The sequence below is a fragment of the Pseudomonas sp. P116 genome (assembly GCF_020149425.1).
Lineage (GTDB): Bacteria > Pseudomonadota > Gammaproteobacteria > Pseudomonadales > Pseudomonadaceae > Aquipseudomonas > Aquipseudomonas anatoliensis.
In genome coordinates, this window is the sequence record NZ_JACVHB010000005.1 from 72321 (window position 1) to 93898 (window position 21578).

At 59.4% G+C, this 21578-nt stretch carries 14 protein-coding genes; 6 read left to right on the forward strand and 8 right to left on the reverse strand.

Going from position 1 to position 21578, the window contains the following annotated elements; translation table 11 throughout:
• Positions 1-58 precede the first annotated feature (58 nt).
• Complete coding sequence (locus tag ICA15_RS17810) at positions 59-2833, forward strand: hybrid sensor histidine kinase/response regulator (protein ID WP_210554210.1); 2775 nt, start codon at positions 59-61, stop codon at positions 2831-2833.
• Between the two features lie 5 nt (positions 2834-2838).
• Here the strand turns inward: ICA15_RS17810 and ICA15_RS17815 are convergent, their stop codons facing one another.
• The 3 genes from ICA15_RS17815 to ICA15_RS17825 are packed head-to-tail and all read right to left on the reverse strand — an operon-like array spanning position 2839 to position 5038.
• Positions 2839-3480 carry a hypothetical protein gene (locus ICA15_RS17815; protein WP_210554211.1) on the reverse strand — a complete coding sequence of 214 codons (642 nt, stop codon included), beginning with the start codon at positions 3478-3480 and terminating at the stop codon, positions 2839-2841.
• Positions 3465-4178, reverse strand: coding sequence for a hypothetical protein (locus tag ICA15_RS17820; protein WP_210554212.1), 714 nt, complete (start codon positions 4176-4178; stop codon positions 3465-3467). Before ICA15_RS17820 ends, ICA15_RS17815 begins: the two co-directional genes overlap by 16 nt.
• A 59-nt stretch (positions 4179-4237) precedes the next feature.
• Complete coding sequence (locus ICA15_RS17825; RefSeq protein WP_150617956.1) at positions 4238-5038, reverse strand: hypothetical protein; 801 nt, start codon at positions 5036-5038, stop codon at positions 4238-4240.
• Between the two features lie 228 nt (positions 5039-5266).
• Here ICA15_RS17825 and ICA15_RS17830 point away from each other — a divergent pair, with 228 nt between their 5' ends.
• Positions 5267-5863 (forward strand): MarC family protein, encoded by a 597-nt coding sequence (locus tag ICA15_RS17830; RefSeq protein WP_150617957.1) that lies wholly within the window; start codon positions 5267-5269, stop codon positions 5861-5863.
• A 112-nt stretch (positions 5864-5975) separates the two neighbouring features.
• On the opposite strand, the gene ICA15_RS17835 is transcribed toward ICA15_RS17830, so the two are convergent.
• From ICA15_RS17835 to cobG, 5 genes are all read right to left on the reverse strand, one after another.
• Complete coding sequence (locus tag ICA15_RS17835; RefSeq protein WP_224450890.1) at positions 5976-12857, reverse strand: TcdA/TcdB pore-forming domain-containing protein; 6882 nt, start codon at positions 12855-12857, stop codon at positions 5976-5978.
• 565 nt (positions 12858-13422) lie between these two features.
• The gene (cobJ, locus tag ICA15_RS17840; protein WP_210554214.1) at positions 13423-15123 is read right to left on the reverse strand and encodes a precorrin-3B C(17)-methyltransferase; all 1701 of its coding nucleotides are present in this window, start codon (positions 15121-15123) and stop codon (positions 13423-13425) included.
• On the reverse strand, positions 15123-15857 hold the full coding sequence (locus ICA15_RS17845; protein WP_390896383.1) for a precorrin-2 C(20)-methyltransferase: 735 nt from the start codon (positions 15855-15857) through the stop codon (positions 15123-15125). The genes cobJ and ICA15_RS17845 overlap by 1 nt, the downstream gene beginning before the upstream one ends.
• Entirely contained in the window at positions 15854-16480 is a 627-nt protein-coding gene (locus tag ICA15_RS17850; RefSeq protein WP_210554215.1) for a precorrin-8X methylmutase, read from the reverse strand. The genes ICA15_RS17845 and ICA15_RS17850 overlap by 4 nt, the downstream gene beginning before the upstream one ends.
• Complete coding sequence (gene cobG / locus ICA15_RS17855) at positions 16480-17784, reverse strand: precorrin-3B synthase (RefSeq protein WP_318010476.1); 1305 nt, start codon at positions 17782-17784, stop codon at positions 16480-16482. The genes ICA15_RS17850 and cobG overlap by 1 nt, the downstream gene beginning before the upstream one ends.
• 132 nt (positions 17785-17916) lie before the next feature.
• On the opposite strand from cobG, the gene cbiE reads away from it, so the two are divergent.
• The 4 genes from cbiE (at position 17917) to ICA15_RS17875 (ending at position 21552) form a co-directional block, all read left to right on the forward strand.
• Positions 17917-19128 carry a precorrin-6y C5,15-methyltransferase (decarboxylating) subunit CbiE gene (gene cbiE / locus ICA15_RS17860; protein WP_210554217.1) on the forward strand — a complete coding sequence of 404 codons (1212 nt, stop codon included), beginning with the start codon at positions 17917-17919 and terminating at the stop codon, positions 19126-19128.
• Positions 19121-20218 carry a cobalt-precorrin-5B (C(1))-methyltransferase gene (locus ICA15_RS17865; protein WP_210554218.1) on the forward strand — a complete coding sequence of 366 codons (1098 nt, stop codon included), beginning with the start codon at positions 19121-19123 and terminating at the stop codon, positions 20216-20218. Before cbiE ends, ICA15_RS17865 begins: the two co-directional genes overlap by 8 nt.
• Positions 20215-20943, forward strand: coding sequence for a cobalt-precorrin-6A reductase (locus ICA15_RS17870; RefSeq protein ID WP_210554219.1), 729 nt, complete (start codon positions 20215-20217; stop codon positions 20941-20943). The genes ICA15_RS17865 and ICA15_RS17870 overlap by 4 nt, the downstream gene beginning before the upstream one ends.
• A gap of 297 nt (positions 20944-21240) precedes the next feature.
• Positions 21241-21552 carry a hypothetical protein gene (locus ICA15_RS17875; protein WP_210554220.1) on the forward strand — a complete coding sequence of 104 codons (312 nt, stop codon included), beginning with the start codon at positions 21241-21243 and terminating at the stop codon, positions 21550-21552.
• Positions 21553-21578: the final 26 nt, after the last annotated feature.

Sequence of the window (21578 nt, forward strand, 5' to 3'; positions counted from 1 at the left end):
GCTGTTCCGCCGCCGCGCGTCGTTATACTCTGGCATCAACCTAAGAAGGGATTTCGCCGTGCGCTGGCTCAGGATTGCCATAAGCTTCACCGTCACGTTGCTGACCTTGCTCTGCATGCTCCCGGCCCAGGCCTCGCAAGGCAGTGGCTGGTCGGTATTGCTCGACGATCAGGGCAATCTGCAACTGAGCGACATTCGCTCAGCCCGTTACACCAATCAATTCAGCCCCATCGACCTTGACCGCCTCACCGCGGCCCAGCCCGAGGGAGCATTGTGGCTGCGTTTCAGGCTCGCGCCCGGCAAGCACGAACAAGTGCTGCGGATCTTCGCCCCGGACCTGTCACACCTCAATCTGTACGTGCTCGACGGCGACCAGCTGATCGAACAACGCAACACCGGCACCGACCAGCCCCAGGCTGAACGGCCGCTACCGAGCAGCGACTTCATGTTGCCGCTGCCGCAAAGTGGCAAGCCTCTCGACGTCTACGTGCGGCTGGTTTCCGACCATCAGTTGCGCCCGCACATCACCCTGCAATCGGCGGTCATGAGCGCAGCCGACCAGAACCAGACACTGATCTTCGGCCTGTTGTTCGGCTGCCTCGCCATGCTGTTGCTGCACAATCTCGTGCGTTACGCCTACTCCCGTTCACGCAGCAGCCTGTGGCTCGCGGTCTGCGAGGGTCTGTTGGGGCTCAGCCTGTTGCTGTTGCTCAACCTCGCCGGCCCCTGGCTGCCGAACTGGCATGCGATCCAGACGCCAGGGGCTTATCTCGCGTTGCTGCTGACCGCTCCGGCCGGTCTGATGTTTGCCCTGCGCTTCTTCGCCCCGCTGGGCCCGCATCCGCTGAACAAACTGTTGCTGGGCGACATTCTGTTCATCGTGACTTGTAGCTTGTTGCTGTTGTTCGTCAACACCTTGCCACTGAACATCATCACTTACGCGCTGGTAGCACTCGCCGGCCTGAGCATGTTGTTTGTAGCGTGTTATCACTGGCAGAAGGGCTACCGCCCGGCGCGGTTGTTCGTGGCCGCCATGGTGGTGTTCAACATCGGTACGCTGATTATTCTTCCGGCATTGCTGGGCCTGACCTTGGTCGCGCCGCAAGGCCTGATCATGACGCTGATGGTGTTTATCTGCATCAGCGGGCTGTTGATGAGCATTGCCCTGGGCGAGCGTCAACGCAGCATCACCGAAAGCCGCTTCAGCATCAGTCGCGACCTCGCCGCAAGCAACGCCGAGATCAACGCCAAGGCCGAGTTCCTCGCCAAGATCAGCCACGAGATCCGCACGCCGATGAACGGCGTGCTGGGCATGACCGAGTTGCTGCTCGGCACGCCGTTGTCGGTCAAACAGCGCGATTACGTGCAGACCATCCACAGCGCCGGCAACGAACTGCTGACATTGATCAACGAGATCCTCGACATCTCCAAACTCGAATCCGGGCAGATCGAACTGGACGACGTGCAGTTCGATCTCAACGCGTTGATCGACGATTGTCTGAGCATCTACCGCGCCAAGGCCGAACAGCAGAACGTCGAACTGATCAGCTTCATTCAGCCGCAAGTACCACGGGTGATCAGCGGTGACCCGACCCGTCTACGCCAGACCCTGCTGAGCCTGCTGGAAAACGCCCTGAAGAAAACCGACGAAGGTGAAGTGCTGATCGTCGTCGCCCTCGATGAGCGCAGCAGCAAACCGCGCCTGCGCATCGCCGTGCAGGACAGCGGCCAGCCGATGGAGCAGGAAGAGCGTGACGCGCTGATGCACGCCGAGCTGCACAGCAAGCACTTCCTTTCGGCCAATCGTCTGGGTGGCAATCTGGGCCTGGTGATCGCACGGCAACTGATCCGGTTGATGCAGGGTGAATTCGGCATCAAGAGCGGCACCAATCAGGGCAGCACCTTGTGGCTGACGCTGCCGCTGGACCCGGATCGCCTTGAACACCCGACCTCCGACCTCGACAGCCCGCTGCAAGGCGCGCGGGTGCTGGTGGTCGATGACAACGACACTTGTCGCAAGGTGCTGGTGCAGCAATGCAGCGCCTGGGGCCTGAACGTCAGCGCCGTGCCGTCGGGCAAGGAAGCGCTGGCGCTGCTGCGCACCAAGGCGCACCTGCGTGATTACTTCGATGTGGTCCTGCTCGATCAGAACATGCCCGGCATGACCGGCATGCAACTGGCAGCCAAGATCAAGGAAGACCCAAGCCTGAACCACGACATCCTGTTGATCATGCTCACCGGCATCAGCAACGCGCCGAGCAAGATCATCGCGCGCAACTCGGGGATCAAACGGATTCTGGCCAAACCCGTGGCCGGCTATACGCTCAAGACCACCCTGGCGGACGAACTCAACCAGCGCAACAAAGGCCAGGTGGTGTTCCAGCCGCAAGTGGTGAGCGCGGCCACGGTGGCCAAAGTGCCGAGCGACTTCCGCATCCTCGTTGCCGAAGACAATACGATTTCAACCAAAGTGATTCGCGGCATGCTCGGCAAGCTCAACCTGCAACCCGACACCGCCAGCAACGGCGAAGAAGCGCTGCAAGCGATGAAAGCCCAACGGTACGATCTGGTGTTGATGGACTGCGAGATGCCCATCCTCGACGGCTTCTCCGCAACTCAGCAATTGCGCGCGTGGGAAGTCAGCAACCAACGCATCCGCACGCCGATCGTCGCGCTGACCGCGCACATTTTAGCCGAGCACAAGGAGCGCGCACGCCAGGCCGGAATGGACGGGCACATGTCCAAACCGGTCGAGCTGTCGCAATTGCGCGAGTTGATCGAGCATTGGGTGGCCCAACGTGATCAGCACAATCGTACGGCGTCGACCTTCTGAATCGCTCAGATCTCCAGACTGCTCAGATAATTGAGCGAGCCGCTTATTACCGACTCTTTTACCTTTTCCCGAAACTGGGCGTAATAAAGGGTGTTGAACGTGATGGCGGCGATCTGTTCGACGCTGTCATGGATCAGCGTCTCGTCCTCGCCGAACAGAAATCCTGAGATCTGTCGCTTGATCCTGAACTGACGATTATAGATGCCCATCTGAACCTTGTTCAGGCCGCTCATGACGCAGGGAATTATCTGAAAGAAACCGGCATTGCCACGAATGCTCGTAGACTCGAACAGCTTGAGCGCCAATGTATTGCGCTCCATTGCCACCAGCGCACGACGCATTGGCTCGGAAAACTCCTCGCCCATGATGGTTGAAATCCGTTGCGTCGCCTGGCCGGCCATCAAGCTGTTGCGCAATGGCGTCAAGGTTTGCGGTTTCGGCACATCCCAACCGATAAACTTGAGTACCTTGCAGTAGTACTCGAACCAGTCAGCCGAAAGACCATCCTCAATTGCCGCACGCGTAGTCTTTTGTGCATAGGCGGTGCTCATGAAGATGTCTTCTCGATGTGACGCCGGCAGGCTACCGGCAAATGCCACGACGCTACCGCCCACCACCGCTGCCTGCGGTGTCATCGGAGCCGACATGATTCCACCTCCGTTGGCAGAGGCAACGTTGCAACATTGCGCGCAAGTCTGTCCCTGACTTTCAAGGCAGTCGCGGCACGCACAGGGCCGTAAAGCTGTTCAATAAGGTTTGCACACGCGTGATGCACGTGAACCAAACCGTGCAGATCATCAGCTTGATACGACTGTTGGAATGGATTGGGGCTCAGTGCCTGTCGAGTTTTGAACTCGACATACGCGCTGGTAATCGAGTTGGGGGATTTCGCGACTATCACCAGTAAACGTACATCCATCAACGGCTCTGGAACTGCGGTCGGCTTGGGCTCAACCAATGGTTGCATGTGACTGCGCAGCAGTTGGAGTGCCGGCTCTTTGTCTGGCAACTTTGCAACTCGCGCCAGAACCGCGGCGGTTGTATGGGCGTCACCCAACGCGCCGTAAGTCAACATGGCGGTAAACACATCGGGCACGAGTCCTTCTGCGTTGTAACTGAACTCCCATGTCTGATTCGACTTTTTTTGTCGTAACCAGTAGGCATCGAGAACTTCCATACAGGCGTCATACCAGATTACCTCAGGAGTTTTTTCAATCTTTTTATTAGCCACCAATTGTGCAAGCAATATCGAATTGATCAGATCATCGTAAGCCGCCGCACCATCAACTTCAGGCACAAGTACAATGGAATTTCCCACCACCATCGTCAAATATTCATCGACCATGTCCACCCCTCCTGAATATAAAAAAGGGCAGCCGACTCCGACCGCCCTTCAAACACTGATTAAATCTCGAACTCTTCGATTTTAGAAAGTGCATTCAGACCCAACTTAGTTCGTATATAGTCGCGAGTTGCATTGGCTGTATCAGTGTTTTTTTCAAACACGGTTTCGCCACGATACATTTTCACGTTGCGAACATCCACATCGACGAACAGCACTTTGTCCGACGTATTCCTGCGCAGGAAACGAACTGCACCGACAGCCATTAAGGGCACACCATTTACTTCGGTACAGGCTCCGGTCGAAATACCACCCACGCCGTTATTCAGAAGGTTTCGTTCATACAGCGTCAAGGCGGTCTCACGCTTGCTCAGGGCTGCAATTGCATCGGTTGCCACTTTCAACATCAATGCACTAGTCGGACCGGGCAATGCTACACCCGAGAGAACTGAACCCAGAATCTCCAGTACCAGTTTGTCCATTCGAACACTGGTGCCGCCTACTTCAAGATCATTGTAATATTTTCTGATAGACGTCCAGCCCGCGGCTTCCATAACGTTACGGAAGAGAAGATACCATTCTTGACCTTGGTCTTCCCGCGGATACCGTTTGTTCGCCGCCAGGCTTGCGAAAAGAAAGGCATTTTGTGCGTCGGTTCGATTTACATCACTGAGGTTACCCGTAAAAGACAGAATACCCTCACCAACGACAGAGCCTTTATCCGGTACTACAACAGCATCTCCCGCGGTAATACCCGAGGCAAAACTTCGACTCCGAATAGCGGGCATCTCACTGACATCATATTGTTGTATTTCTTTCAAACACCTATCAACAAACGTTGGCTGCATCACTTGGTTACTCATCACGAATTCCTTATCGTTACTCAAACAAGCTCTCATGAACTTGTGAGAACAACCATAACCAGCCAAACAAAAACATACCAACCTAAAGATGTAACATAATCAACAAACAAAACAACAACCAACAACCAAACGAACAGCAACTCCAAACATATTAAAAAGACGTTACCGACAAAAACTTGAACGACTGATAGACTCCATCCCCACATTCTCCTGCCGTGAGCCAAGATCATGCTCCACGTGTTATTCAGCGTTTACCTGAAGATGCTGGTGCTCTACAGCCCGTTCTTCGTGTTGTCCTGCTTTATCAGCCTGACCCGTGGTTATTCGCGCAAGGAGCAACGCCGACTGGCGTGGAAAGTGGCGATTGCCACCCTGGTTTCCAGCGTTCTGCTGTATTTGTTCGGGCGAGTGATTTTCGACGTGTTTGGCATCACTGTGGATGCCTTCCGGATCGGCGCCGGCAGCGTGTTGTTCATATCGGCGCTGGGCATGGCGCAGGGCAAGTCGGTGGTGCAAACCGACAATGTGCAGCAGGATGTGACCATCGTGCCGTTGACCATTCCACTGACTGTCGGCCCCGGCACCATCGGCGCCTTGTTGGTGATGGGCGTCAGCCAGCCACACTGGGACGACAAACTCACCGCGATCACAAGTATCGCGCTGGCCAGCTTCACCGTCGGCGTGGTGCTGTACCTGTCGAACCGCATCGAGCGGATTCTCGGCGATCAGGGTCTGCAGATTGTCAGTCGTTTGATGGGCTTGTTCGTGTGCGCACTGGCGGCGCAGATCATCTTTACCGGGATCAAGGGTTATCTGGTGCCTTGAGTACAGGCTCGCCGGTAATAACCACCCGGTAAAACGCCGCGAACGGTATCGTTCGCGGCGTTTTGCTGTCGCTCAGGGTTAACCGGCGCTCACCGGCCCTGCCGAATTCAAATCAAACGTTTTCAACAACCGCGTCGAGTGTGGCAAACCCTTTATCACCCCGCGCTTTGGCCAAAGCGCTCAGCCACTGCTGAGTCGCGAGCGTGTACAGGTGGTCGGCAACAATAATGTTGATTTGCACTGTCATCCCTGTTTCCCCCTCCTGCGGTTCAGCCGCGCGCACGATCAGACTGTGCGCATTGTCCGGATCGCTGAACACCAGTTGCCCATCAACCTGCGACATCACCAAGCGTTCATTGTTGGCCAGGTCCAGAACCAGCGTGCCTTCGCCGGCGACTTGCGTAGCGGACGGTCGGCGGCTATCGACAACGATGCAGTCCAGCCGCTGCCACGCTTCATCCGAGATTCGGTAGCTCGACGTAAACGCACCGAAAGCCAGAACCAACGTGGTGACCCCGTCCGGCAGCATCGCCACGAGATCGTTGACCTCACCACTCGCTTCAAGCGACAGCACCTCGCCGTCGCGGTGGGAGTAACTGTCCGGCAGCCAGATGTTCGTCGCCGCTCCACGACTGAAGATCAAGCCGTCCACAGGATCGAACAGCAGCGCCACCGACTCACCGAGAGTACCCAGCAACTCAGCCCACTGCCCATCCGCGCGGCCGCCAACTTCGAACAGCCGATCCAGTTTCGGCACGTAATAGGTGTAGCGCTCCTCATGCGCTTTGATTGGCAGGAAGGGCGCATGGCTCTCCCTGCTCAAAAGTGCTCGCAAGCGCTCCTGCAACTGCTCGGGATGTTGCCCGGCTGTGTCCGACCATGTGTTTTCGAAACTGACAATACGTGCAGGCTGATGATCGAACAGTTCCAGGTTGACGCCTTCGTGGGTTTGTCCGAGCAGGCCTTCGCCGTGCACCAGCACTTGGGCAAATGACCATTGCGACCAGACTTTTTCCGCGCGTGGCAAATGCTCTGGATGCAACAGACGACTGCCATCGGCAAACACCCGGCGCAAACCTTCCATCTGCATCAGGGGCTGGCGATAGAGTCGCCCCCAGCCATCCAGCAGCCACGCGGCCTGTTTGTCAGGCGTCAGTCCAACCAGATCCAACTCCCTGGCACCCGTGATATTGGCCAGCAAGACCTTGCCGTCGATACACCACATCGCCAGTGAATGTTCGCTGCTGACATCGCCAGGCCCAATGATCGAAAACGGCGCAGCTTTCCACGTTTCAGCAAGTGCCGGTAAAGCGGCGAGCCAATCCGTATGCTTGCGCAACCAGTGCTTCCCGACACCGACAAAATTCATCACACCTTGCTTGTCGACCTCGAACAACAGGCCGTCTTCTCGAGTGGCGATGTAACGCTGGCCGAATTTGCTGACATCGATGACGTCACTGGCGATGACTTGCGCGGCATCCGTCTCTGCACCACGTTGCAGTAGCCCGGCGCTTTTACTGTAGAACAGCGGGAGATCGCCCAGACCTTCATCCCAGACCAGCATCACCGTATCCAGATCGAGGCCACTGGCGCGGCTTAAATGGAAATACAGATTATCGGCCAGACGAATCCAGCCCAGATCTCGAACCGCTTGCTGGACATGACTGCGTATCTGCACAAATTGGGCAGGTCCCCAAATGGCCACACTCGGCGCCATGCCGGAGAGGCTATCGGAGTAGTCACGCGGCGTTTTGAAGCGATCAACCAATGAACGCCAGTAATTCACCGACCGGCGCGGCGTGTAATCGCCCCAGGCAGCCGAAGTGTCGATGCACTCAAGCACTGTCGCGGACTCAGTCAGAATGTATTCAAAACCGGTCTCCACGCCGCTGACAACCTCAAGCATCGTTTGCCGCACCCGAATGCCACCGGCAGTCTGTTCACAACCGACAATCCTTGAGCCACTGGCGGGATTCATCAGCCGATAACGACGGTTGACGGTGCCGGTGATCGCGTCGACGCGCCAGACCGTTGCATGCTCGGGGTGATAGAACCAGGCGTGCCTTGTGTCGACTGCCGCCAGCATCACGCCGTCATTGACTGCTTCGGGCAGGTTGCGCGCATAGAACGTCCGGGCGTTCGCCACGTCATAGTAAGCGGTGACGAACACCGGTTGATTAGCCTCGTTCAGCGGCACCTTGAACTTGTACAACGGCACATAAGCGGTGGCGACGCGTTGCTCTGCTACCAACCTTCGAATCCGCTCCTTCACCTCTGCCTGCGAAGTTTCTCTGCCAGCCGTAATGTTCCATGTCGACAAGGTGGCCAGCATAACCGGATGCTGCAGCGTGATTGATACCAGCACCAGCCGCGCGGTTTTCCAGTCGAGGCGGAACAATTCACCGCTGGCCAGTTCGATGAAGTCCACATGACCTTCAATGGGAATTCCGTCGACGTTAAGCGTCACGCCGTTAAAGCGAATGCTTTTTTCGGCAGCCCACGCTGCATGAAGTATCCACTGCGTCGCTGCGTAATTGCGCAGGGAAACCGCAACGAGCCCCGGCGTCAGCCAGAGCTGACGGATGCCGGGAGAACGGCTGACGATCTCGTAAGAAATGCACTGTTTCCATTCCTTCGGCAACTGCGGGACTACCAACTGACGGACATGCTCATCCAGTTGCACTTCTATGTTCGTCGGCTTATGGATCGGGATCAGTTTGTAGAGGATGTGTTTTAGCGATGGAGTGCTGTACAGGTAAAACCGTTGGTTACCTTGTTTGTCATACTCCAACTTGTAAGCCGCACTGTTGCGTAATTGAGGATAGCGGGTATAGATGCCATCGTTGTAGCTGTCGGCAATCGCTTCAATGGCCACAGCAAGAGGCGAAAGGTATGAATACCACTGCGGCCCGGGGGCCTCACTCGCGGCACGCGGCGCAACCACCTCTCCTGGCTTGGGCACGTACTTGTGCCCCGTGCCCCCCAGTTGATACTCGTATCCGTAAAAGCAGACAGGCGTACACGGCAGCACGACCGTATGGCGATCGCCGGCTCGGCCCTCGTCGAGCGTCATGATTTCGGGCAGTTCCAATGCCTCGCGAATGTTGATGGCGCGGTGCATATGCTTTGCGGCAGCGGTGTAATGCGGCAACTCCAGAGGGCCGCCCACCCATGGGTAAAAACTCTGGCTGTTGAACCGGACTTGATTATCTTGCAGATCAAGGCCCGTGATGACCGCCTCGGCCGGGAACTGCAAAACCCCGTTTTCGAGCGTATAGGCGCCGGGGGTGTAGGCATTCTGGATATCGCGCAGATGATTGCCGACCGCCGTGGCCTTGTCCCGGATCTGCCCCAGATTGCTGGCGATGGCCGTCACGCCGATGCCGATACCGAGCAAGGGGACAGAGAGAATAGCCGCTGCTCCGCCAACGACGCCGCCCGCCGCCAGCGCGACGATATCCAGCCCCAGCGCTGCGACGTTGAACGCCAGCGATGTGGAAAACCGCGAACGCTGCTCATGATTTTCGGCAATCGACAGGTTGTAAATATCGAAGCCGATATTGGCGAGGGAGAATACAAAACCGACGCCAGTGGCAGCACGACCGACCAACCGTCCCGATACCGGGGCCTGTCGCAGTGCCTGTTCAGCGGCAGACACCTGTTGCACCAGCCGGGCAATCTGCACCGCGTCGCTGACCACACCGAACCCCAGTTGTGCATAGTTCACATACACCTGAACCTGAAGGGCAATCGCCAATGCCGGCATCTGTCCTTCGCCGTCCTGGTAATCACGTTGGCGCATTTCAGTGATCAGCGTCTGAATCGCGAAGGCGAAACTCAAGCGACTCCCGCCGTCGGCTTCCCCCGCATGGGTGGCCTCACCGGCCAGGGTTTTCACCAGACGCTGAAGGTGTTGTTTGATCTTGCTGAACCGCGCGTCGGTGGTCGAGACCTTGAGGCTGTTCTGCGGGTGGCGTGCGTCGGCCATGGTCAGCGAGTAACCCGCATCCGGCGTTTTTTCGACGGTGTCCAGCAACGGCAGGTATTCAGGTCCCAGTTTATGCTCGGCGCGCAAAAGGTCGGTGGCCTGGGCAAACTCCTGCGTCCAGTAGCGAGCGTCCAGCTGCGCCAGACCAGCGCCCATCCGAGCGTTTTCATTCACGGAGCGGGTGCGCTCTGCTGAATATTTTTCCCAGATTGAAACACCTTGAGCATCGGCAATCGCCTCACTTTGCAGAAAGCTGTCGAGCCGCAGATTGGAAGAAAGCACGGTGCTGGCTATCTTCGTGGTATCCAATTCGATTACGTTGAATTGTGCTTTGGCGATGTCGTCCAGACCGTAAAGCCTGGCCATCGCGCTCTTTCCGGCGCTCAAGTAGAGCGCCATACCCAAGGTCAGTTCTGGTGCTGCGGCGAAACTGAAAATCGCAAAGTTGGGGTCATAAAAGCGCAAGACCGGCGCATCGCCCTGCATGACTTTGGCCACCAACAGCGCATGATTGCCGGTATCGAGCAGCATCACGGCAGGTGCCGTTTTCGCTTGCAGCATCTGCACGATACCCTCCAGCCCGAGCAGGCCGCGCGCGCTTCCATGCTCGGTGATGGGCGTTTGATGCAGCTCATCCAGTGCCAGCAGCAAGGCCCGTGAATCAGCGTCATCCGGTGTCTTGCCGGCGTTGGCCACACGCCCGATCAGTGCACGCTCGGCCGACTCGCCCTGTGCCAGTGCCGACGCAGTCAGCAGCGCCAGCGGATAGCAGCGCCGACCCGGATCGCCTGCAGTGTTCATCAGTAAATCCTGCGGCATCTGCCGGCTGGAAATGGCACCTGCCTTGAAAAACAGATCACGCACCTGCCCGCCGCGCTTGAGGATTTGCGCGTGATATTCACGTCGCGCGGTGCGGTTGATCTGCTCAACGCGCTCACGCCAGCTGTTAAGCGTCAGCGGTTCGGTCAGGGCAAACACCTTGAGCTCGCGCGAAGTGTGGCTGTCAGGCTGGCCACCCGGCGCCGGGGCGGTTTCGTTGACCGCTGGCTGGCGCTGGCGCACGGCATTCTCGATGGCGTTGTAGCGAGCGAACAGACCGTCTTGCGTGGTTGCGTGGGCGATATCCGATACTTGCTGCCAAACACTGGCGAACCCGGCGGCGTCCAGGCTTGTAGCGCCGAAAATACCGCCAAGTATCACGCGCAGCATCGGGCTCAAGTGGTCAGGTTTGAGTGAGCCGTGGGCGACGTGGGTGAACAATTCGTTCAGGTTGCTGGTGGACTCGACGCCAAGGGACGTCGGGATCTGGCTGTCGGGTTGCGCGATGATCTGTTGACGGGTATCAAAATCAAGGGCGAAGGCTGTGTCGAAGGTGAAATCACCGCTCAACTTCTCCTTCATGACGCGAATGAATGGCTCGCCCAAATCATTCATCAACTGCTGCAATACTGAAGTCAACAACACCGGTTTGCCTTCAATCACCGGCCAGCCTTGCTTGAACGTCAGCGTGTGTTCTTTCAGCAGGTCGGCCAACTGGCCGGCGTAACGCGACTTGAGTTTGCCGGTTTGCCATTTTTCCACTTCTTTTATTAACCAGTCCTCCTCGGTACCGTTTACCGTCCAGCCGCTGACGAGTTCCTCTTCGGTATATGTGTTGTAGCCCTGCGTCAACTTCAGTTTGTCGCGCACGGCCAGCCATTGATCAAGTTGCAGATGTGTGGCCGCGTACTTACCGAGCCCTGCACTGGCAGCACTCGGACCGCTCAATACAATCGTGCCGCGCGATTCGGGACGAATCCCGTCTGAGTAATACTGAAGAATCGCCAGTTCCAGCCGGGGCAGATACAACTCATCCGCATGCGACAGTGCGATGACTCGTGCGGCTTTTTCTTCCATTACATCTGCGATGACTTTATTCAGCCGTGCTTTCTCTCCCCATCCCGCGCCTGCTGCATCCATCCGCCGTTCGACTTCGGTGAGACAGTCGTAGTTGACCCGTATGACTTCCATGATGGAGCGGGTCATACCACTACCAGGATGGGCCAACATATGCGCATTCATTTCCCCCCTTGAAGGATCGCTGTGCGCAGTCCCCAAGCGAATCGCTTGCCGTGGAACCCCCTTGTCCCGTGGCGCAACAAAAATATCCAGAGCGCGCGGTTTGCTGAGCGCAAATGTGGTCAACGCCTCTACATGCCGGGCAGGAATTTGTCCGCCGATGCCTTCGTAACGAAGCGCATCGCGACCCGGCATCAACGCCTCGTTGTGATCCAGTAAAAGTTTAAGAACCGCAAATCGCTGCTCTCCATTGAAACCACTGATATCCACGCCACCCAACTTGTCGGCCAACGGTGGCAAGTAATCCATGTCACTGTAACGGCCACCCTCGAGGTGCACGGCCTGCAAACGCACCACATCACTGGCCGCCGCAAAGTTGCCGCGCATGGCCACTTCGCGCTGATAGACATCCTGTAAAAAGTGTCCGGCGAACGCCTGACGTACGTCGCGCAAATCCAGATCCGATCCCGCCATGGCCTGATGCGAAGCCAGACACTTTTGGCGAAAGGCCTCAAGCGTCGCGCGATCCTTGCCATACGCCCGCACCATCAGGTCAATACGGGCCTCATCCGCCCTGCCGCGCCATTGCGGTTGTTCGATGTACGCGAACATCTGGTGTTTCAACACGCGCGCGCGATCCTCGATCATTCGCGCCAGTTCGCCGGGCTTCCCGGCCAGAGCGCCTCCCGACTCCATCGCATCAATACGTGCGCTGTCGAGAATCACCCGATTCATTTCAAAAGCAAGCAAAGCGTCGCTGTCGTACCAGAGATTGAACCGGTACTGCTCAGGCTTGAGCACTTCGCGCCAGATATTCATGTAATCACGCTGAATCGCACCAACTTCACTGCCGCCCACCCAAACGAAGTGCATGATGTTCGGTACGGGTGTTGCCGCTCCGGAAAGGATCTCCACCGTCGCCGAAAGTCTCGCAATATATTCGTTCAACCCGCCTTGAATCCGATTGATCGCCACAGGTGCGGACGGTTTACTGCGGCTTAGTAGTGACCCCAGTTTTTCCTGAAACAACTTCACCGCCAGCAGTTTTTCTGCAGGATCAACTGAGCTACTGGCAACCTCATGATGCGTACTCAGCATCGTGTAGTCCGCTGAATCGGCAAAATTGATCAATGCCAGCTGCAGTATCGAAAAATCTTCCGCCGAAACAAATCCATTATTGTTTGCATAACTTTCCATAGCGCCCATCAACACCCATCCTTGAATCAATAGTTAATACGTCAAATAAAACTATTGCTTAAACAGGGCACACTCAAACCAGAAAGAAACTCAACCAGTGTCACGCGAAACATCGAACAACATTCAACGTGCACAACAGCATGATCCAGCAACAAGTTCAGCTTTGATTTTTTCGCCTGCAAACGCGCAAGGCCGCGAACCCGAATGGGTCGCGGCCTTGTTTTTGTTATCGGACTTTATAGACGACAGTATTAACTCCATGTCACGCCAACTTGAAGTTACTTACAACTTCCTTGACCGATCAATGGGCGGATTGTCAGCCAATCGGCTTTTCACCATACCAACGAGGCGTGTAAACCCATTCCCCTCCGCCGGCGCGTGCAAAAGTGCAAGTAGTGGAGGAACCGATCAACACCATGGTGCGCATGTCCACCTGATCCGGCGTCAAAGCGCCGAGAGTCGTAGTGCGCAGGGTCTGCCCCGGCCGGCCGATGTCACGCCCCAGCACCACCGGGGTTTGCGGTGTGCGATGTTGCGCGACGATTTCCAGGGCCCGACCCAGTTGCCATGGACGGGCGCGGGAGATCGGGTTGTAGAACGCCAGCGCCAGATCCGCTTGCGCGGCCAGGTCGAGACGCTTCTCGATGATCGACCACGGTTTGAGGTTGTCCGACAGCGACATCACACAGAAGTCATGGCCCAGCGGCGCACCGGCCTGGGCAGCGGTGGCGAGGGACGCAGAAACGCCCGGGAGAATTTCCAGATCGACACGGTGCCACGCCGGATCATCCGACTCGTGCAACGCTTCGAGCACCGCCGCCGCCATGGCGAATACGCCCGGATCGCCGGACGAAACCACAATCACCGAACGGCCCTCGGCCGCCAGCCTGAAGGCGTGGCGGGCGCGCTGCATTTCTTCGCGGTTGTCGGTGCAATGCTGCACTTGATCGTCGCGAAACGGGCCGGCCATGCGCACATAGGTTTCATAGCCGAGCACATCGGTGGCGCGAGCCAGTTCGGCTTTCACCGCCGGCACCATCAGTTCGGCAGCGCCGGGACCGAGGCCGATCACCGCGAGACGACCGCGCGGGCGACCGATGTGCGCGACGTCCAGCGGCTGTTCGGCGATAGCGATGGCCAGGCCGCTTGTCTCAACGATCCGGGCATCAGGCAGCGCAGTTCGCGCCATTGCGCCAATCTCGCTTTGCGCCGAGACAAATCGCAGCGGCACATTCAATTCAAGTGCTGCTTCGCGCAGGTCAGCCGAGGCCATCGCGGTATCCGCTGCCAGCAGACAAGCCAGTGCCTGAACCGCGACGTTCGCCTGCTGCAATGCTGCGCGAATCACATTCGGCAAATCCGCCGCTTCAGCGCTTACGGCAACCGCAACACTGCGCGGATAGATCAGCAACTCATTGGCACTTGCCGCACGCTCGGCACTGCCGACATGAATCGAACGCTGCGCCTGCGGATCTTCCAGCAGTTGCGCCTGCTCCAGCCACGGCGCCGCGCCTTCTATGCGCACGCTGTGCCCGGCCAGCAGATCGGAGACAAAGCGTTTACCCGACTCCAGATCCGCCAGCGCATAGCCGCTCGGAGGGTTGAGCAGGCAGGTGCCAAAGCGCAGTTCGCCGCTGGTGGTGATCGCCGCCGCGACTTGCAGACCGGCAGCGATTTCCCGCGCCATGACATTCACCCCGCCGAGGCCACCGAGCAGCGGCACCACGGCGCTGCCGTCTTCGGCGACGGCAAGAACCGCAGGCTCGGCGCCCTTTTCCAGCAACAGCGGCGCCAGTGTGCGGATGACAATGCCGGCCGCGCACAGGGCAATGATCGGCGTGGCCTGCTGGTACAACTGGCGCAGGGTCGCGCCGAATTCCTGATACGTGCAGTCGGCACCTTCGACACGCCCGGCGAGGCCGTGAATCTGCGCCGCCGGATACACCTGCTGAATGCGCCGGGCGGTGGCCAGGCTGCCCTGACCGAGAATGACAATCGCGGGAGTGGATGCAGTCATCAGCCTTGCCACCGTTCGCCAGGCACGATGATCAGCGAGAAGTACGGCGACGACATCGGCTCGACCTGGTCGATCGGCACGATCTTCTGATTGGCCATGGTCGCACGCTCGACGTAGAGCGCCCGCTCGGCCAGGCCGAGTTCTTCCAGCACCTGACGCACTTTGTGGAAATTGCGCCCCAGTTTCATGATCACTGCCGCGTCGGCATCCGCCAGACGTCGCTTCAGTTCTTCATGGGGCAATACGCCGGAAAGCACCGACAGACTCTGATTGCGGTACACCAACGGCGCACCCAGCACCGACGCGCCACCAAGCATCGAGCACACGCCCGGCACCACTTGCGCTTCATAGCGGGTGGCCAGTCGATCATGCAAATACATGTAGGAGCCGTAGAAGAACGGATCGCCTTCACAGATCACCGCCACGTCACGACCGGCGTCCAGATGCGCGGCAATCGTCTCGGCGGCTTCATCGTAGAAATCACTGATCACCTGTTCATACGAGAGCGGCGCCGGCAGCGCTTCGGTGGTCACCGGGTACACCAGCGGCAGCAGATTCTGCGCGTCCTGCAGGTGCGCTTCGATGATGCCGAACGCGTTGCCCTTTTTGCCCTTGGCGACGAAGTACGCCACCACCGGCGATTCGCGCAGCAGGCGCAAGGCCTTGACGGTGATCAGTTCCGGATCACCGGGGCCGACGCCCAGGCCAATCAAACGTCCTTTGGCCTGCATCATTCGATCTCCGTGGCGAGGGCATTGACCGCCGCGGCCGCCATGGCGCTGCCGCCGAGCCGACCTTGCATGATCACAAACGGCACGCCACGGCTGTCGGCGGCCAGCGCCGCTTTCGATTCTGCGGCACCGACGAAACCCACCGGGAAGCCGAGAATCAGCGCCGGTTTCGGTGCGCCGGCATCAAGCATTTCCAGCAGATAAAACAGCGCGGTCGGCGCATTGCCGATCACCACGACGCTGCCTTCCAGGTGCGGGCGCCACAGCTCCAGCGCGGCGGCGGAACGGGTGTTGCCCAGCTCGCGCGCCAGCTCCGGCACGCTGTCGTCGCGCAGGGTGCAGATCACTTGGTTGTTGGCCGGCAGGCGCGCGCGGGTCACGCCCTCGGAGACCATTCGCGCATCGCAGAGGATCGGCGCACCCGCGGCCAGCGCAGCGCGCCCGGCCGTGCCTGCGCCTTCAGAGAATTGCAGACCGTCGATGGCTTCGACCATGCCGCAGGCGTGAATCACCCGCACCGCGAGTTTTTCCAGATCGGCGGGGATGCGCGCCAGATTGGCCTCGCTGCGAATGATCGCGAAGGAGTTGCGATAGATCTCCTGACCGTCGCGGATGTAATCAAGCATCAAGGGGGCTCCGGGAGCGGGCTTCGGGCAGCATCGATAAGGAGTGCCGCGGCCGCTTCAATAGTAAGGTTGCGTGCGTGCAGCGTGCCGAAACCCGGCTGTGCTGCATCGCGAAAATAGAGGTCGTATTGACCGGCACTGACGGCCAGCAAGGTCGCCGGGGCACAGTGCGCGGCGGCGCACGAACGCGTGCAACCGGACAGGTGCACGCTTTGCGCTTGCGCCAGCAGCGTCGCCAACAGACGGGCATCGCTTTTGGTGTCGGCCAGGCCTTTCCCACAGCCGTTGGTGCCGGTGCAGGCGATCATTCTTGCCAGTGGCTCAGCGGCCTCGGTCAGCAGGTGCAGCTGTTTGAGGCCTTCGATCACCTGGTTTGCGTCGGTCTGCGTCACGTTCGGCAGCAGCAGGCTTTGCCACGGGGTGAAACGCAGGCTGCCGTCACCGAACTGACGAGCCAGTTGAGCGGCACCGCGCAGCATGGCCGGGTCGAGGCGACCGAGTGGCGGCACCGCGCCAACGTAGACGAGAGTGTCTGTGCCTTGTGGATGAACGCCTATGTGCAGATCGTCCGCGCCTGGCAGACGTTGCCAGTTGCTGATCGCTTTGATCGGCAAGCGTGTTCTGAGCTGTTCAAGAAACGCCAGCATCGGCAGTTCTTCAAGTAAATGGCGCATCCGCGTTTGCTCGGGCCGCGCCAGTTCGAGGAACAATTCCAGCACCGCGACCACCAGCGCATGGCCATTTTCCAGCTTCACCGCGCCGACCGCGCGATCGCTCGGGCACCCGGCCAGACCAAACGCCAGCAACGTTTCGCCATCGCGCTCGAACGCCGACAACCACAGGTCGTGGGGATGTTCGAGCATCGCCAGCGCTTCACCGCCATCGAGTTGCACGGCGAACTTGGCGCTCAACTCGTGGAAACGTGGATGGCTCTGCAGCGTGTCGAGAATCTGCTCGGCGAGTGCGCGGGTGTCGAAACGCATCTGGCGGTCGATCCCGGCGGTTGGGCTGAGCATCAGATTGCGCACATCATCGCCTGCGGCGGTGCGTGGCCCCAGTCCGGCAGCCAGCAAACTGTCGATCAGGGCAGCCGATTGCTGGCCGATGCCACGGATTTGCAGGTTGGCGCGATTGGTCGCCTCAATCGCCCCGCCAGCGAACTGTTCGGCGGCATTGGCCACCGCGTCAGCCTGATCGGCGCTGATCGAGCCGCCATTGAGCTTGATCCGGCAGATGCCGCCGTCCAATGCCTGGACGATACGCAGCAACCCCGGGCAGGCCGAGGGGCGTATGGCGGTGGACATCGGGCGTTCGTTCAAGGGGCTGACCGGCTGCGTGGGAAAGGCGCTTCGCGGGCGAAGGCGCGGTATTATGCCTGCTTTGTCCGGCGGCATGAAAAGTCTGCCCGTCGGAACGGCATGTTTAGAGGAATATAGATGTCACCCTGGCTGACGGTTGTGGGAATCGGTGAAGACGGCTTCAAGGGCCTGGGCAAAAACGCCCGGCGTGCCCTGATGGGCGCCTCGCGGATCGTCGGCGGTCAGCGCCAACTGGACCTGTTGCCCGTGTGCATTCGCGGCGAGCGGCAGTTGTGGCCGAGCCCCTTTTCGCTGGCGCCGGTGCTTGAACAGCGCGGTGCAGCGGTGTGCGTACTAGCCAGCGGTGACCCGATGTTCTACGGCGTCGGCGCCAGCCTCGCGCGGCAACTGCCGAGCGACGAGATGCTGATCCTGCCCGCGCCATCCTCCTGCTCGCTGGCCGCCGCCCGCCTCGGCTGGCCGTTACAAGACGTCGTGACGTTGTCGCTGGTCGCTCGACCACTGGCGGCGCTCAATGCGCAGCTGTTCAGCGGCGTGCGCCTGTTGCTGCTGAGCAATGACGGAGCCAGTCCCGCGGCAGTCGCGCAATTGTTGCGTGACCGCGGCTTTGGTTCGAGTCGCATAAGCGTGCTGGAACATCTGGGCGGCGACGCCGAACGGCGTATCGACAGCAGCGCCAATGACTGGTGCGACCCGCCGATTGCCGATCTGAATGTGATCGCCGTCGAATGCCGCGCCAACGCTGAAACCCCGCGACTGTCCCGTCTCGCCGGCCTGCCCGACTCGGCATTCCAGCATGACGGCCAACTGACCAAACGCGACGTGCGCGCGATCACCCTCGCCCGCCTCGCGCCGACTCCCGGCGAACTGCTGTGGGACGTCGGCGCGGGCAGTGGTTCGATTGGCATCGAGTGGATGCGCGCTCACCCAAGCTGCCGCGCGCTGGCCATCGAAGCCGATGACGGCCGTCAGCAATTGATCGAACACAATCGCGACGCGCTGGGTGTGCCGGGACTGCAATTGATTCGCGGCAAGGCACCGCAAGCACTGGCGGGACTGGAGCGCCCGGACGCCATTTTCATCGGCGGTGGCGTGACCCGCGAAGGCGTGTTTGAAACCTGCTGGGAACAACTCAAGCCCGGCGGCCGACTGGTCGCCAACGCGGTGACCCTGCAAAGCGAAGTCACCCTGATGCACTGGCGCGAACGCTACGGCGGCGAGCTGACGCGCATTCACGTCGCTCAGGCGCAACCGCTCGGCGAGTTCGACACCTGGCGTCAGGCGTTGCCGATCACCCTGCTCGATCTGGTCAAACCTTTCGATGCGTGACGAAACCGCCGAACAACCCGCGCCCCTGCGCAGCGGCCTGACCACCGGCAGCTGTGCCACCGCCACCAGCCTCGCCGCCGCCCGGCTGCTGCTCGGCGGAGTCTCGGCCGATGCCGTGCAAATCATCTTGCCCAAGGGCAAGCAGGTGCAGATGCGTCTGGAGTTCTGCCGGTTGACCGACGACGGCGCCGAAGCCGGGACGATCAAGGACGCCGGCGACGACCCGGACGTGACCCACGGCGCCTTGCTCTATTCGCGGGTGCGACTGCTGGCCGAACCGGGGATTCGCTTCAATGCCGGTGCGGGCGTTGGCACTGTGACTCGCCCGGGACTTGTGCTGGCAGTGGGCGAACCGGCGATCAATCCGGTGCCGCGCAAGATGATCAGCGACCACCTGAGCCTGCTCGCGGCCGAAACCGGTTATGCCGGCGGCTTCGAGGTCACCGTCAACGTCGAGGGCGGCGAAGCCCTCGCGCTGAAAACCATGAACCCGCGCCTGGGCATTCTCGGCGGATTGTCGATCCTCGGCACCAGCGGCATCGTCCGGCCCTTTTCCTGCGCGGCGTACATTGCCTCGATTCATCAAGGCATCGATGTCGCCAAGACCAACGGCTACCTGCACATCGCCGCCTGCACCGGCAACGCCAGCGAAGACACCATGCGCCGAGTCTACGATTTGCCGGAAATCGCCCTGATCGAAATGGGCGACTTCGTCGGCGCGGTGCTCAAGCATTTACGCAAAGTACCTGTGGATAAACTCAGCCTGTGCGGCGGTTTCGGCAAGATCAGCAAACTGGCGGCCGGGCACATGGATCTGCACTCGCGCCATTCCAGCATTGACCTGCCGCAACTGGCCGACTGGGCGGCGGCGATCGGCGCTGACGAGACTTTGCAGCAGAATATTCGTGAGGCGAACACCAGCCAGCAGGCGTTGGCGCTGGCCAGTGCAGTGGGGATCGCACTGGGCGATGAAGTCTGTCGTCACGCGTTGGATTTCGCCCGTAGCGTGGTGCCAGCGCAGGTGCAGGTCGAGGTATTTGCGATTGATCGTCAGGGCGGCATTATCGGCCATGCCGGAGGTTTTGCATGAAGCGGATTCTGTTGTTGGGCGGCGTGACTGAGGCGCTGGCGATTGCCCGCACCCTTGACCCGCAACATATTTACAGCCTGGCCGGGGTGGGTCGTGTGCCCAGCGATCTGAGCTGTCAGGTGCGCGTCGGTGGCTACGGTGGCGCTGAAGGTCTGGCGCAGTTCATTCGCGATGAAGGCGTTGATCTGCTGCTCGATGCCACTCACCCCTACGCCGCACAAATCAGCCAGAACGCCGCCACCGCCGCGCAACTGACCGGCATCCCCTGCTGGGCCCTGCGCCGCCCCGCTTGGAAGCCGCAGCCAGGTGATGACTGGCGTGAAGTCTGCGACTGGGCCGAACTGATCGACGCCCTCAAACCGTTTCGCCGCCCCCTGTTCACCTTGGGCCGCGAACCGTTGCAACACCTCGACGAAATCCCCGCCGAACAATTCTGGACCCTGCGCGCCCTCGACGTTTATCCCGGTAACGAACGCTGCGAAGTCATCGGCGCACGTGGGCCGTTCCTGCTGGAGGACGAGCGGGCGCTATTCGAACGGCGGCAGATTGATGTGCTGATCAGCAAAAACAGCGGCAGCACGGCGACCGAACCGAAGCTGGAAGTGGCTCGGGAGCGTGGGGTGCCGGTGATTGTGTTGAAGCGGCCGGGGTTGCCGGGGGTTGATCGGGAGTTTGGGTCGGTCAACGAAGTCATCACCGCCCTCGCGACCTTCAACCGGCTTTAAAAAGGTCGCACCGTCGCTCCGGTGTACACAGATTATGCGGATGACACAGACCACTGTAGGAGTGAGCCTGCTCGCGATGACGTCAGCACAGCCGGCACCTCATTGCCTGACACAGCGAGTTCGCGAGCAGGCTCACTCCTACAATGTCCAGGCTTGACCGAATATCTGACTGCGTCCGAATTTAATCCTACAACCGCGCCAGATACTGCCCACAACAACTTAACGAATTACTGACTGTCAGCGTCGAGCGTCCACATCTACGCTCACTGTCTTTCATTCCAAAGGCATAGACATCCAATGTCAGAAAAATTCCTGCGTTTCGACGTTAAGGATCACCTCACAACATCTGCCGACCTCGGCCAATACATCAAGGGCTGTGAGATCGAAGACTCCGGCGATGGGCAGCTCAACCGGGTAGCACTTCGAGACGTCAAGCAGACCATTCGCGCACGAATAGAAAGCGACTCGGATTTCGCCCAGGCAATGCGAATCGAAGCCGCTACACTCATTTATAACGGCGAAATCGAGCTGGGCCGCAGACTTCTCAAACTCTTGCAGGAAGCTCTGCGACACCAAACCGCACGACGCTTTTTTACTTATCGGCCCTGATCAGGCTAAATAGCCACGCCTGATCG

Coding starts and splice junctions, on each gene's coding strand:
- cobG (WP_318010476.1), bottom strand. CDS start 17,784: ATGTCCACCGCCATACGCCCCTCGGCCTGCCCGGGGTTGCTGCGTATC.
- ICA15_RS17830 (WP_150617957.1), top strand. CDS start 5,267: ATGCTCCACGTGTTATTCAGCGTTTACCTGAAGATGCTGGTGCTCTAC.
- ICA15_RS17870 (WP_210554219.1), top strand. CDS start 20,215: ATGAAGCGGATTCTGTTGTTGGGCGGCGTGACTGAGGCGCTGGCGATT.
- cbiE (WP_210554217.1), top strand. CDS start 17,917: ATGTCACCCTGGCTGACGGTTGTGGGAATCGGTGAAGACGGCTTCAAG.
- ICA15_RS17875 (WP_210554220.1), top strand. CDS start 21,241: ATGTCAGAAAAATTCCTGCGTTTCGACGTTAAGGATCACCTCACAACA.
- ICA15_RS17820 (WP_210554212.1), bottom strand. CDS start 4,178: ATGGTCGATGAATATTTGACGATGGTGGTGGGAAATTCCATTGTACTT.
- ICA15_RS17815 (WP_210554211.1), bottom strand. CDS start 3,480: ATGTCGGCTCCGATGACACCGCAGGCAGCGGTGGTGGGCGGTAGCGTC.
- ICA15_RS17825 (WP_150617956.1), bottom strand. CDS start 5,038: ATGAGTAACCAAGTGATGCAGCCAACGTTTGTTGATAGGTGTTTGAAA.
- ICA15_RS17865 (WP_210554218.1), top strand. CDS start 19,121: ATGCGTGACGAAACCGCCGAACAACCCGCGCCCCTGCGCAGCGGCCTG.
- ICA15_RS17850 (WP_210554215.1), bottom strand. CDS start 16,480: ATGCTTGATTACATCCGCGACGGTCAGGAGATCTATCGCAACTCCTTC.
- cobJ (WP_210554214.1), bottom strand. CDS start 15,123: ATGACTGCATCCACTCCCGCGATTGTCATTCTCGGTCAGGGCAGCCTG.
- ICA15_RS17845 (WP_390896383.1), bottom strand. CDS start 15,857: ATGATGCAGGCCAAAGGACGTTTGATTGGCCTGGGCGTCGGCCCCGGT.